Origin of the sequence: Frigoribacterium sp. PvP121 (genome assembly GCF_017833115.1) — a bacterium.
Classification (GTDB): Bacteria; Actinomycetota; Actinomycetes; order Actinomycetales; family Microbacteriaceae; genus Frigoribacterium; species Frigoribacterium endophyticum.
In genome coordinates this window covers 215514-228165 of record NZ_JAFIBR010000001.1, presented here as the reverse complement: position 1 = coordinate 228165, position 12652 = coordinate 215514, and the positions used below count along the sequence as shown (strand labels likewise).

Genomic DNA, 12652 nt, shown 5'->3' with positions numbered 1-12652 from the left:
CGCCCGCGCAGAAGCGGATCGGGCAGGGTTCCTCGACCGAGGGGGTCCGCGGCGAGGAGCGCGACGACTTCACCGCGGCCGAGAGCAAGCGGCTCCGGGGCCGCTCGCTGCGCCTCCTCGGGTCACTGGTCCGGCCGCTGCGCTGGCGCCTCGTCGTCATGGCGCTCGTCGTCGTGGTCAGCACCGCGTGCCAGGTGGCCGGGCCGGCGCTGATCGCGGCCGGCATCGACCGCGCCCTGCCCGCCCTGATGGACGAGCAGGACTGGGCGCCGGCGCTGCTCGTCGTCGGCGTCTACCTCGCGACCGGCGTCGTCGGCGCGGTGCTGATGGCGCAGTACACCGTGCTCTCGGCGCGGATCAGCCAGGCGATCCTGTTCGACCTGCGCAAGCGGCTCTTCCTCCACACCCAGCGGCTCAGCCTGGAGTTCCACGAGACGTACACGTCCGGCCGCATCATCTCGCGGCAGACCAGCGACCTCGACTCCATCCGCGAGCTGCTCGACTCGGGCATCAACCAGCTCGTGCAGGGCCTGCTCTACATGGTGTTCACGGCCGTCGCGCTCGTCAGCCTGGACGCCCCGAGCGGGCTCGTGCTCGCCGTCGCGCTCGTGCCGCTGGTCGCGCTGACGCGGTGGTTCCAGGTGCGCTCGCAGCGTCTCTTCCGGGCGACGCGCGTCACGAGCGCCCGGGTGATCGTGCACTTCGTCGAGACGATGACCGGCATGCGGGCGGTGCAGGCCTTCCGCAAGGAGGCCCGCAACGAGGTCGAGTACGCCGGCGAGGTCGAGGGCAACCGCGGTGCGAACTCGAAGGTGTTCACGCTCTTCGGCACCTTCGACCCGGGCCTCGTGCTGATCGGCAACGCGACGCTGGCGGCCGTGGTGCTGTTCGGCGGCTTCCGCGTGATCGGCGGCACGCTCGAGATCGGCGCGCTGCTCGCCGTGGCCCTCTACGCCAAGCGCTTCTTCGACCCCGCGGAGGAGATGGCGATGTTCTACAACAGCTACCAGTCGGCCTCCGCCGCGCTCGAGAAGATCTCGGGCGTGCTCGAGGAGCAGCCGAGCGTGCCCGACCCCGTGCGCCCGGTCGACCTGCTCCACGCGAAGGGCGCCGTCGACTTCGACGACGTCGAGTTCGCCTACTCGGCCGACGCCGTGGTGCTGCCGCAGTTCGACCTGCACGTGCCGGCCGGGCAGACCATCGCGCTGGTCGGCTCGACCGGAGCGGGGAAGTCGACCCTCGCCAAGCTGATGTCACGGTTCTACGACCCCACCCGCGGCGCGGTGACCCTCGACGGCGTCGACCTGCGCGACCTGCACCCGAAGGACCTCCGCCGCGCGATCGTCATGGTGACGCAGGAGGCGTACCTCTTCTCGGGCAGCGTCGCCGACAACATCGCCCTCGGCAAGCCCGACGCGACCCGTCAGGAGATCGAGCGGGCCGCCCGGGCCGTGGGCGCCCACGAGTTCGTGATGGCGCTGCCCGACGGCTACGACACCGACGTCGCCAAGCGCGGCGGTCGGGTCTCGGCCGGTCAGCGGCAGCTGCTCTCGTTCGCGCGGGCGTTCATCGCCGACCCGGCGGTGCTCATCCTCGACGAGGCGACCGCGTCGCTCGACATCCCCTCCGAGCGGATGGTGCAGGAGGCGCTGCAGACGCTTCTCGCCGACCGAACCGCGGTGATCATCGCGCACCGCCTGTCGACGGTCGCGATCGCCGACCGGGTGCTCGTCATGGAGCACGGCCGCGTCGTCGAGGACGGTACGCCCGCCGACCTCATCGCCGGCACGGGCCGCTTCGCCCAGCTGCACGCCGCCTGGCGCGACTCGCTGGTCTGAGCCGGTCGCGCCGGCGATCCCCTCGCGCCGGGCCACGCCCCGCGCCCGTTCCGAATTCGAGAGTGATCCGGCTGCTGGGCCCCCAGAACCAGGCTCCGCCGGGTCCCGGCGACCGGATCACTCTCCGTTTCCCGGAGGGGCGGCCGGGCAGGCGGGCAGGCGGGCACGGGGGCAGCCACGGGGCCAGGGCGGGGCCGCCCGGAGGGGCGGTCAGCCGCCGGGCCACCAGGAGGCGCGGGTCAGGTCGACCCGGAAGGTGCCAGACCGTGCCCAGCGCAGCGGTGTGCCCTCCACCCGGTACTGCTCCAGGGCGCGCTGCTCGTGCCCCTGCGGCGCCAGCCCCGAGGCGCGGACGACCCGCCACCACGGCAGCTCCGACCCCGCGTGCGCCATCACCCGGCCGACCCCGCGGGAGGACCGGGACCCCACGGCCGCGGCGACGCCGCCGTAGGTCATCACGTGGCCCGGGGGGACGGCCTCGACCACGCTGACCACCCTCGAGGCGAAGTCGTCGCCGACCGGCGGCTCGCCGGTCAGCTCGCCGACTGGCGCGCTGTCCGACGGCGCCCCGCCCGACGGCGCACCGCCCGACGGCGGCGCACCGCCCGACGGCGGCGCACCGCCCGACGGCGGCGCACCGCCCGACGGCGCACCGCCCGACGCCTCCGCCGCCGCCGCGGTCACTCCGCGTGCGGCGAGGGGGCGATCGTCAGCGCGGCGACGTGCTCGCCGTAGGGGGTCTCGCCGACGACCTCGAAGCCGATGTGGCGGAAGAACTCCTCCGGGCCGTCGTCGCCGGGCTCGTAGACCACGGTGAGGCGGTCGAAGCCCCGGAGCCGGGCCTCGTCGGCGAGGGCGTGCACGGCGAACCGGCCGATGCCCTGGCCCTGCTGGTCTGCGGCGACGTTCATGCGCCAGATGCAGCTGCGGAGGGTGTCGTCGTCGCTCTCGGCGTCGAAGTTGCCCATGATGAAGCCGACCACCTCGTCGTCGTCGACCACGACGCGCGGCCAGGCCGTCGTCGGGTTGACGTAGGCCTCGGCGATCGAGTGCGAGACGGGGGCGACGTACTGTTCCTGACCGGGCTTGAGCGTCAGGTTGTTGGCCGCCACGACGGTGGAGGCGGACAGTTCTTCGAGGCGCAGGCCGGTCATGGGCCCAGGCTAGTGGCGGTCCCGGCGGCGCACCAGCCGTGGGGGAGGGGGTCGCCCTGGCAGCATGGGAGCGTGCCTGCCGTGACCGAGCCCCTCCCCACCGTCCCCCTCGAGCGCGGCGACGCCGCCGCCTGCGTCGAGGTCTGGCTCGCGGCGCTGCGCGAGCGTGACGGGGCGGAGCCGGCGCGGGGCACCGCGGAGCGGGCGGCGGCGAAGTTCGCCGCCCCGTGGGTCGCCGGCCGCGGGGTGCACGACCCGACCGCCCCGGGTGCGGGGGCGGCGGGCTCGCCGGCGGCGCGACTCCTCGGCTTCGCCCTGGTCACCGCGCCCGGCTCGGGCTACCCGACCGACCCGCCCGACGCGGCGTACCTGTCGATGCTCGGCGTCGCTCCGGGCCACGCGCGCCGCGGCCTCGGCGGCGCGCTGCTCGACGCGGTGGTCGCCGACGCCCGGGCGGCCGGGCACGCCCGCCTGGCGCTCCACGTCATGCCGAGCAACGCTCCGGCGGTGCGGCTCTACGAGGCGCACGGCTGGCGGCCCCACGGCGAGCTGCACGAGCACCCGCTGCTCGGGCTGCCGGTGCGGACGTACCTGCTCGAGGGCTGACCCCGCCCGCCGGCCGGCACCGCCCCGCCGCCCGTCGGCGACCGTGCAGCGGCCTCTCGGCCCGCTCCTGGCCCGACGGTGTTCGCTGTGGCGACACGAGCGACACGAGCGAGACGTGCGGGCCCGACCGCCGTCGACGAGGAGGCACCATGAAGGTCTTGCTGCTGGGCGCGACCGGGGGAGTGGGGTCGCACGTGCTGCGCCTCGCGCTCTCGGCCGGCCACGAGGTGACGGTGCTGGTGCGCGACGCGTCGCAGCTCGACGTCGACGACGGCGTGCGCGTGGTGGTCGGCGACGCGACCTCGGCCTCCGACGTGGCCGCCGCGGTCGCCGGGCAGGAGGCGGTGGTCAACGCCGTGGGATCGCGCCAGGTGCGGCACCCGGTCGAGGTCGAGGTGGGCCGGGCGCTGCTGCCCGCGATGACCGCCGCCGGCGTGCGGCGCCTGGTCGTCTGCTCGGCCTTCGGCGTCGGCGACTCCGAGCGCGACGCCAACGCCTTCCAGAAGATGTTCTTCCACACCGTGCTCGGCAAGGTCTACGAGGCCAAGGAGGTCGCCGACGCCGAGGTGCGCGCCAGCGACCTCGACTGGACGCTCGTCTACCCGACCCGTCTGCTCGACGGCCCCGCCACCGGCGAGGTGGCCGTCGGCGAGCGGCTGCCCGAGGGGGCGTCGGGCTCGATCAGCCGCGGCGACGTCGCCCGCTTCATGCTCGCCCAGCTCGGCGACGACGCCTGGGTGCGCCGGACGGCCGTGGTCACCGGCGCCTAGGTCGACGGCCGCCGGGGACGCCGGCCCGGGACGACGAGCCCGGGCCCGTCCCAGCCCGGCCCCCGCCGTGAGCTACGCGCTGAGCCGGTCGTACAGCGCGTCGACCGCGGGGTCGACCACGCGGCGCGACGCGTCGGCGTCGTGCCACGCCACGATCTGGCGGGCGCCCTCGGCGAACGGCACCCGGGGCGCCCAGTCGGGCACCAGCGCGCGGATCTTCGTCGTGTCGAACAGGGCCGGGTGGCTGCGGTCGCCCCGCAGGTCGGCGTCCCACTCCGGGGCGAGCTCGACGAGGTCGTGGGTGGTGCGGTGCACCAGCTGCAGCGACCCGCCCGCCGCGTCGGCCAGGCAGCGGACGATGCCGTTCCACGTCAGCAGCTCGGGGCCCATGATGTTGTAGGCCTCGCCCAGCGCCTCGTCGCGGCCGAGCAGCCCGACGAACGCGGGCGCGAAGTCGCCGGAGTGCGTCATCGCCCACATCGAGGTGCCGTCGCCGTGCAGCACGACGGGCTCGCCGCGCCGCATCCGGTCGATGACCGTCCAGCCGCCGAGCAGCGGCACGTGCGTCTCGTCGTAGGTGTGCGAGGGGCGCACGACCGTCGCGCGCACCCGCCCGGCCAGGTGCTCGTCGCGCAGCAGGCGCTCGCAGGCGATCTTGTCGCGGGCGTACTGCGACCACGGGTTGAAGAGCGGCGTCGCCTCCGTGATCGGCAGCACGGCGGGCGGCTTCTGGTAGGTCGACGCCGAGCCGACGAAGACGTACTGCCCCGTGCTGGCGGCCACGACGCGCAGCATCGTCGCGAGCTGCTCGGGGGTGAAGGTCAGGAAGTCGGCCACGCTGTCGAACCGGCGGCCTCGCAGGGCGCCGGCCAGCGACTCCTCGTCGCGGACGTCGGCGGTCAGGTGCTCGACCTCGGCGGGCAGCGCGCGGATCGAGGTGCTTCCGCGGTTCACGACCGTCACGGCCCAGCCGTCGCGCACGGCCAGCCGGACGCACGAGGCGCTGATCTGACCGGTGCCGCCGATCACGAGGAGGGTCTTCTGCGTCATCGCTCCACTGTGCACCCGCGGCGGGGCGGCGGCGCGCCCGCCCGGCGTGGCGCGGCCGAGGTCAGGGGGGAGTCGCGGGTCGAGCCACGAGGCTGCCGGGCGGAGGCGCGGTGCCGGCCCGTGACGGACGGGGCGCTACCCGTCGGCGAGCAGCCCGCGCAACGACGCGAGCGTGTCGTGCAGCAGCCCGGGCAGCGCGTCGTCGTCGCCGCCCGCGAGCCACCGGCCGATCGCGACGCCGAACACCGTCATGGTCACCTGGGCGGTCAGCGCGGCCGTGAGCGGGTCGACCCCGCGCTCGGCGAAGCCCTCGCGGAGCGCGTCGCCGAGGGCCGACATCTTGTGTAGCTCGCGCTCGCGCAGGCCCTCGTCGCCGTCGATGACGACCTTGCGGGCGAGCACGGCCTCGACCCCGTCGGGGAACTGCGCGGCGGCGACGGCGTCGAGGTTCTCCGCGATGATCCGCATCGGCGAGTGCGACGCGGGCGCCTCGGCGATCATCCGCCGCGCGAGGGCGGGCACCTCCGACTGGCGGGCGAACAGCACCTCGCGCTTGTCGGCGAAGTGCCGGAAGAAGGTGCGCGGGGTCAGGCCCGCCCGCGCGGCGATCTCGGGCACGGTCGTCTCGGCGAAGCCCCGGTCGCGGAAGAGCTCGAGCGCGGCCTGCTCCAGTCGCCCGCGGGCGTCGGGCTGCCATCTGCTCATGCGCCCATCTTAGTGATGACACGAAGTGACATCGTGTGTACAGTGACGACACGGGGTGACATCACCTCGCCGACGTCCAGGAGGACACCGTGACCGACGCCACCACCCCCGCCCGCGCCTCCGGCCCCGACCTCGCGGGGCTCACCAACGCCGCCGCCTGGCTCGACGCGCCCTTCGCCGACCTCACGGTGCGCCCCGCCCCGGTCACCGCGCCCGGCCCGCACGAGCTGCTCGTGCGGGCCCGCGCCGTCGCCGTGAACCCGGTCGACGTGGTCAAGCAGACGACCGGCGACCTCATGTACCGCTGGCTGCCCGCCCCCGCCGTGCTCGGCGAGGACGTCGCGGGCGACGTGGTCGCGGTCGGCTCGGCCGTCACCCGGTTCGCCGTCGGCGACCGGGTCGTGGCGCTCGCTGTGGGCGTCGAGAAGGGCGAGGAGCACGCCCCCGGTGGCGGCTTCCAGCAGCTCGTGCTCGTGCGCGAGGCGCTCGCCGCCCCCGTGCCCGCGGGCACGGCGCTCGAGGAGGCGGTGGTCCTGCCCCTGGCGGTGAGCACCGCCGCCAGCGCGCTCTTCCAGGGCGGCCAGCTCGGGCTCCGGCACCCCGTCGGCGCCGGGCCCGCCCCGACCGCGGGCGCCCGGGAGGTCGTCGTCGTCTGGGGCGGCACGACCAGCGTCGGCAGCGCCGCGATCCAGCTCGCCGTGGCCGCGGGCTACGACGTCGTCGCTACGGCGTCGCCCGCGAACCACGACCGGCTGCGCGCGCTCGGGGCCTCGCAGCTCCTCGACTACCGCGACGCCGGGGTCGTCGACGACGTCGTGGCCGCCCTGCGCGGTCGGCGAGTGGCGGGCGTGCTCGCGATCGGGACGGGGTCGGCCGACCCCTGCGTCACGATCGCCGCCCGCACCGGCGCGCCCCGGGTGAGCATGGCGAGCCCGTCGGTCTCGTTCAGCGGCGTGCCCCGGCGACCGGGCCTCAGCCTCGGCCTCGTGCGCACCGTGGTCGCGCTCGGCAGCCGCACCGCCGCGGTGATGGTGCGCAGCCGGCTCCGCGGGGTGCGGGCGACCTTCGTGTGGGGCAGCTCGCTGATGCACGACGAGGTCGGCCCGATGCTCTGGGCCGGCTACCTGCCCGCGGCGCTCGCCGAGGGCCGGTTCGTGCCGGCGCCCCGGGCCGAGGTGGTGGGGCACGGGCTCGAGCACGTGCAGGCGGCCCTCGACCGGCTGGGCGAGGGGGTGTCGGCGACCAAGCTCGTCGTCACGCTCTGAGCGGCGGGCGGCGCATTCCGTCGTCGGCATGGGCGAGCGAGCATCATGGGGGCGTGCCCCTCGACGATGCAGACCCGACCACGATCCCGGACCCGAGCTCGACCCCCGGCCCGGCCCCCGCGCCGCGGGCCGCCCCGCGCGACCCGGCCGCGACCGACGCGTTCCGCGCGGCGCGCGACTCGCTCGCCTCGGCGGCCGCCGCCGGCGACCACGACGCGGCCCGCGACTCCTTCCGCTGGCCCGACGTCGGCGACCGCTTCAACTGGGCCGTCGACTGGTTCGACGTGGTCGCCGAGGGCAACGACCGCACCGCGCTCTGGATCGTCGAGGAGGACGGCCGCGAGACGAGGGTCAGCTTCGACGAGATGCGCCGCCGCTCCGACCAGGTCGCGAGCTGGTTCAGCGAGCGCGGCGTGCGCCCGGGCGACCACGTGCTGCTGATGCTCGGCAACCAGGTGGAGCTGTGGGAGGCGATGCTCGCGGTCATGAAGGTCGGTGCGGTCATCCTGCCCACCTCGGTGGTGCTCGCCGACCACGACGTCGAGGACCGCGTCGTGCGCGGCGACGTGCGGCACGTGCTCGTCAACGTCGCCGACGCGGCCAAGTTCGACGGGGTCGACCCCGGCGTCGGCCGCATCGTGGTGGGCGGGGAGCTCGAGGGGTGGGCCTCCTTCGAGGACTCGCACCGCGCCTCCCCGGCCCGCCCGGAGGTCGCGACGGCGACCGACGACCCCTGCCTCGTCTACTTCACCTCGGGCACGACGAGCAAGCCGAAGATGGTCGTGCACACCCACGCCTCGTACCCGGTCGGGCACCTCAGCACGACCTACTGGCTGGGCCTGCGCCCCGGCGACGTGCACCTCACGATCTCGTCGCCCGGCTGGGGCAAGCACGCCTGGAGCTGCTTCTTCGCGCCGTGGATCGCCGAGGCCACCGTCTTCGTGCACAACCAGGCGCGGTTCTCGGCGTCGGCGCTGCGCGAGCAGCTCGACCGGGCCCGCGTGACCTCGTTCTGCGCGCCGCCGACGGTCTGGCGCATGCTGATCCAGTCGTCGCTGGGGGAGGCGCCGGTCGCGCTCCGCGAGGCGCTGTCGGCCGGGGAGCCCCTCAACCCGGAGGTCATCGACCGCGTGCAGCAGGCGTGGGGGCTCGACATCCGCGACGGCTACGGCCAGACCGAGACGACGGCGATCATCGCCAACCCGCCCGGCGGCCGCGTCGTCGCCGGGTCGATGGGCCGCCCGCTGCCCGGCGTCGACGTCGTGCTCGTCGACCCGGTCACCGGCGAGCACGGCGACGAGGGCGAGATCTGCCTCGACCTGCGGGTGCGCCCCGTCAACCTCATGACGGGCTACCTCGGCGACGAGGCCCGCACGGCGGCGGCCACCCGCGACGGCCTCTTCCACACCGGCGACGTCGCCACCCGCGACGCCGACGGCATGATCACCTTCGTCGGCCGCACCGACGACGTGTTCAAGGCCTCCGACTACAAGGTGTCGCCGTTCGAGGTCGAGAGCGTGCTGATCGAGCACCCGGCCGTCGCGGAGTCGGCCGTCGTGCCCGCCCCCGACCCCGTGCGGCTCGCCGTCGTGAAGGCGTACGTCACGCTCTCCGCGGGCTGGGAGCCCACCGCCGAGACGGCGCGCGCCGTGCTCGCCCACGCCCGCACCGGGCTGCCCGCCTACGAGCGGGTGCGCCGGGTCGAGTTCACCGACGAGCTGCCGAAGACGATCTCGGGCAAGATCCGCCGGGTCGAGCTGCGGGAGCGCGAGGAGGCGGCGGCCCGGTCGGGCGAGCGCCTCGACGGCGAGTGGCGCGACGAGGACTTCCCGGGGCTGCGGGTGCGCTGAGCGCGGCCCTCGCTCGCTCGTCGTCCGTTCGTCGTCCGTTCGTCGCCCGCTCTGGGGGCGTCGGCGGTGTCGTCGGATCGGCCTGAGCTGCTGGTCAGCGGGCAGGATGGTGACTAAGGTCGAAAGGTCCGTCGACGAGGAGAACCGTGATCAGCAGCGCGAGCCCGGTGAGAGGCCTGTCGTGACCGACCCCGCATCGTCGTCCGCACCGCTCACGCGCCGTGAGGCCAGGGCCCTCGAGCGTGCCGCCGAGGCGGCCGCCGCCGGGGTCGTCGAGCCCGCGCGCGACGCGTCGGAGTCCGGTCTCGAGCCCGTCGTGCCCTCGATCGTCCAGCCCGTCGACCCGCCCGCCGCGGGGCCCGTGGCCCTGCCGACCGCCGCTCGGCGCACGGTGACCACGCGTCACCCCGTCTCGGTGCCCCGGGGCGAGGCGTCGGGTCGACCGGCACCGCGCCTCCGGCAGCCGGCGTCGCTGCGGTCGGTGGTGGCCTCGCAGGCTGCTGCCGCTTCGAGCACGACTCCCGCTCCGGCTCGTTCCACTCGCCCGGCTCGCTCGGTGCGGAGCGCGCTGCGGAGCGTCCGCGACGCCGCCGTGCCCGCTCTCGCGCTGGTCGCCGTGACCCTGTTCTTCTCCTCCAACGTCACGCCGGCGACGGCGACCGAGCTCGGCGGCTCGGGCGTGCAGACGTCGGCCACCGCGCCGCTGCCCGGCCAGACCCTCGCGGCCTCGCTCGTCGTGCTGACCGTCGACGACCGCGACGGCTTCGGCGTCACCGACCCGCCGCCCCCGCCCCCGCCGCCGCCCGTCGAGGTGGCCGCCGAGTCGTCGACCGCGACGCAGGGCGGGTCGTCGGCGCGCGACTCGTCGGGTGCGGCGCCGCGCGGTGCGGCGTCCGGCGGCGGCACGATCGTGAACAGCGGCACCGGCGACATCCGCTGGCCGTTCCCGGGCACCGTGGTGCTCAGCTCGGGCTTCGGCCCGCGGGCGGCGCCGTGCGCGGCCTGCTCGAGCATGCACATGGGGCTCGACATGACGCCCGGCGGCGGGACGCCCATCGGGGCCGTCGCCGACGGGGTCGTGCGGGTCTCGGGCCTGCACGCGCAGTTCGGCCAGTACGTCGTCATCGACCACGTCATCGACGGCCAGAAGGTCAGCACGCTGTACGCGCACATGCGCCTCGGCTCGAGCCCGCTCGTCACCGGCCAGTCGGTCGGGGTCGGTGAGCTCGTCGGAGCCGTCGGTCGCACCGGGGTCGCGACGGGTGAGCACCTGCACTTCGAGGTGCTCGTCGGGGGCTCGACGCAGGTCGACCCGAAGGCCTGGCTCGACGCGAACGCGGGCCGCACGCTCTAGCGCGGGGCGGCCCCGTGGGCATCGTGTGCCTCCGCTGATGACGACGCACCACGTCTTCGCCGCCGAACCACGCCGCGGCGTGGTTCCCGTGCGAGAACGTGGTGCGTCCCGTCGCCACGGCTGTGTCCCGCGCCGGAGCGACCCCCGGGCATCGCTGTTCCACTCTGGAGTTGAGGAGCGGATCTGCGCGGGCTGACCGGGCGGGCGGCTGCTCCACTCCGGAGTGGATCGAGCGTCCTGGACCGTCGCTTCCGCCCCGCCGGGCATCCGCCGGCCGGGCGGCGTGGGGATTCGGTCACGGAGCCCCGGCGGCACTGCCCGCCGCGAGCTCGACCCCGGCGGCCCAGACGCGGGCGACGTGCCAGTCGTCGGTCCAGACGACGAGGTCGGCGGCGTGGCCGGGTGCCAGCAGCCCGAGAGGGGCTGCTCCCGCGGCGGACGCCGCACCAGGCGCAGTGCCCGACGCCGCACCAGGCGCCGCGCCCGACGCAGCGCCGGACGCCGCGGCGAGGCCGAGTGCCCTCGCGGGCGTCAGGGTCAGCGCCGTCACGGCCGCGACCGGCGACTGCCGCGCCGGGCCGAGGGCGAGGCGGAGGGCAGCGTCCTGCGTGAGGGTCGACCCGGCCAGCGTGGCGGTGCCCGCCAGCACGGCGCACCCGTCCGTCACGGTCACGGCGAGCCCGCCCAGCAGGTGCTCGCCGTCGCCCGCACCCGCGGCGGCCATCGCGTCGGTCACCAGCGCGACCCGACCGGGCGCGGCGGCGAAGAGCAGCGCCGCGACCTGCGGGTGCACGTGCCGCCCGTCGAGCACGAGCTCCAGGGTCACCCGCTCGTCGGCGATCGCCGCCCCGACGGGCCCCGGCTCCCGGTGGTGCAGCCCGGGCATCGCGTTGAAGGCGTGCGTGAGCACCGTCGCTCCGCGCTCGAACGCCTCGGCCGCGAGGGCGTGGTCGGCCTCCGTGTGCCCGACGGCCGCGACGACGCCCGCCGCCACGAGCCGCTCGATCGCCTCGAGTCCGCCCGGCAGCTCGGGCGCGACCGTCACCTGACGCAGCACGCCCGGCGCCGCGGCGAGCAGGGCGTCGACCGCCTCGGCGGTGGGCGCGACGAGGTGCCGCGGGTCGTGGGCGCCCCGTCGCCCGGGGGCGAGGAACGGCCCCTCCAGGTGCGCCCCGAGCACCAGCGGATCGCGTTCCCGGAGGGCGGCGACCCGCTCGAGCGACCGTCGGAGGCGCGGCAGGGGCGCCGAGACCAGGCTCAGGACGGAGCGCGTGGTGCCGTGCGCGCGGTGCACGGCCAGGCCGCTGTCGACGTCGGCGAGGTCGTCGTCCCAGGAGGCGCCTCCGGCCCCGTGGGAGTGCAGGTCGACCAACCCCGGCGTCAGGCGCGCGCCCCCGAGGTCGACGGTGGCGTCGGCGACCGGCACCGCGCCTCCTGCAGGCTGCCCGGGCGCCGAGGCCCGTCGCTCCGCGTCGACGTCGACGTCGCCCTCGCGACCGGTCGCGACAATGCGGTCGCCGTCGACGAGCAGCCACGTGCCGGGCCGCTCGCCCGAGGCGTCGACCGCGTGGGCTCCGCGGAGCAGGACGGTCAGGAGCCGCCCTCCCGCCTCGCGACCAGCACGCCGGTCACGAGCGCGACGACCGCGACGACGACCGCGACCACGGGGTAGCCGAGCTGCACCCAGACGACGACGACCGCGCCGACGACGGCCGTCTCGACCAGGGTCTTGCCGACCCGGTCGGTCCGCACCACCGAGCGCGGCGACCGGAACAGCAGCCACACGGCGACGGCGAACAGCGGCGCGGCGACCATCGCCAGCACCGCCGGCCACGGGAACGGCCACGCCAGGTAGCCCCAGGCCGCGAGGCTCAGCAGGCCGAAGGCCATCGTCGCGACGCGCAGCACGCCGAGCGGCGTGACGGGCCCGGTGCGCGAGGGGCCGGGGGGAGGCGCGGAGGAGGTCGGTGTCACCGGGCCAGCGTACGTCCGGCGGCCCGGCGCCCGCCCCGGCACCGCGGGCGGGACGGCCCGAGCGTCGGCGCCGCCCCCGCCCCGGC

12 protein-coding genes are annotated in these 12652 nt (G+C 75.8%); 6 read left to right on the top strand and 6 right to left on the bottom strand.

Features of this window, described 5'->3' with window-relative positions; genetic code table 11:
* The first annotated feature begins 17 nt into the window (after positions 1-17).
* Positions 18-1838 (top strand): ABC transporter ATP-binding protein, encoded by a 1821-nt coding sequence (locus tag JOE43_RS01055; RefSeq protein WP_209518944.1) that lies wholly within the window; start codon positions 18-20, stop codon positions 1836-1838.
* Positions 1839-2048: 210 nt separating this feature from the next.
* On the opposite strand, the gene JOE43_RS01050 is transcribed toward JOE43_RS01055, so the two are convergent.
* Positions 2049-2375: an MGMT family protein gene (locus JOE43_RS01050; protein WP_209518942.1), complete on the bottom strand. Its 327-nt coding sequence runs from the start codon at positions 2373-2375 to the stop codon at positions 2049-2051.
* Positions 2376-2518: 143 nt separating this feature from the next.
* Entirely contained in the window at positions 2519-2992 is a 474-nt protein-coding gene (locus tag JOE43_RS01045; RefSeq protein ID WP_056057201.1) for an N-acetyltransferase, read from the bottom strand.
* Positions 2993-3073: 81 nt separating this feature from the next.
* Here JOE43_RS01045 and JOE43_RS15800 point away from each other — a divergent pair, with 81 nt between their 5' ends.
* Both JOE43_RS15800 and JOE43_RS01035 read left to right on the top strand, forming a co-directional pair.
* Entirely contained in the window at positions 3074-3598 is a 525-nt protein-coding gene (locus tag JOE43_RS15800) for an N-acetyltransferase (protein WP_209513993.1), read from the top strand.
* Between the two features lie 149 nt (positions 3599-3747).
* A complete protein-coding gene (locus JOE43_RS01035) occupies positions 3748-4368 on the top strand; it encodes an NAD(P)-dependent oxidoreductase (RefSeq protein ID WP_209513991.1) in 621 nt (206 codons plus the stop codon).
* Positions 4369-4440: 72 nt separating this feature from the next.
* Here the strand turns inward: JOE43_RS01035 and JOE43_RS01030 are convergent, their stop codons facing one another.
* Complete coding sequence (locus JOE43_RS01030; RefSeq protein ID WP_209513989.1) at positions 4441-5418, bottom strand: NAD-dependent epimerase/dehydratase family protein; 978 nt, start codon at positions 5416-5418, stop codon at positions 4441-4443.
* 135 nt (positions 5419-5553) lie between these two features.
* Positions 5554-6123 (bottom strand): TetR family transcriptional regulator, encoded by a 570-nt coding sequence (locus tag JOE43_RS01025; RefSeq protein ID WP_209513987.1) that lies wholly within the window; start codon positions 6121-6123, stop codon positions 5554-5556.
* An 89-nt stretch (positions 6124-6212) separates the two neighbouring features.
* Here JOE43_RS01025 and JOE43_RS01020 point away from each other — a divergent pair, with 89 nt between their 5' ends.
* The 3 genes from JOE43_RS01020 (at position 6213) to JOE43_RS16055 (ending at position 10592) form a co-directional block, all read left to right on the top strand.
* Entirely contained in the window at positions 6213-7388 is a 1176-nt protein-coding gene (locus JOE43_RS01020; protein ID WP_209513985.1) for a zinc-binding alcohol dehydrogenase family protein, read from the top strand.
* A gap of 53 nt (positions 7389-7441) precedes the next feature.
* The gene (locus tag JOE43_RS01015) at positions 7442-9238 is read left to right on the top strand and encodes an AMP-binding protein (protein WP_307803183.1); all 1797 of its coding nucleotides are present in this window, start codon (positions 7442-7444) and stop codon (positions 9236-9238) included.
* A gap of 181 nt (positions 9239-9419) precedes the next feature.
* On the top strand, positions 9420-10592 hold the full coding sequence (locus JOE43_RS16055; protein WP_209513983.1) for a M23 family metallopeptidase: 1173 nt from the start codon (positions 9420-9422) through the stop codon (positions 10590-10592).
* 295 nt (positions 10593-10887) lie between these two features.
* On the opposite strand, the gene JOE43_RS01005 is transcribed toward JOE43_RS16055, so the two are convergent.
* Positions 10888-12186, bottom strand: coding sequence for an N-acetylglucosamine-6-phosphate deacetylase (locus tag JOE43_RS01005; RefSeq protein ID WP_374073164.1), 1299 nt, complete (start codon positions 12184-12186; stop codon positions 10888-10890).
* On the bottom strand, positions 12183-12566 hold the full coding sequence (locus JOE43_RS01000; RefSeq protein WP_056057190.1) for a DUF2568 domain-containing protein: 384 nt from the start codon (positions 12564-12566) through the stop codon (positions 12183-12185). The genes JOE43_RS01005 and JOE43_RS01000 overlap by 4 nt, the downstream gene beginning before the upstream one ends.
* Positions 12567-12652 lie beyond the last annotated feature (86 nt).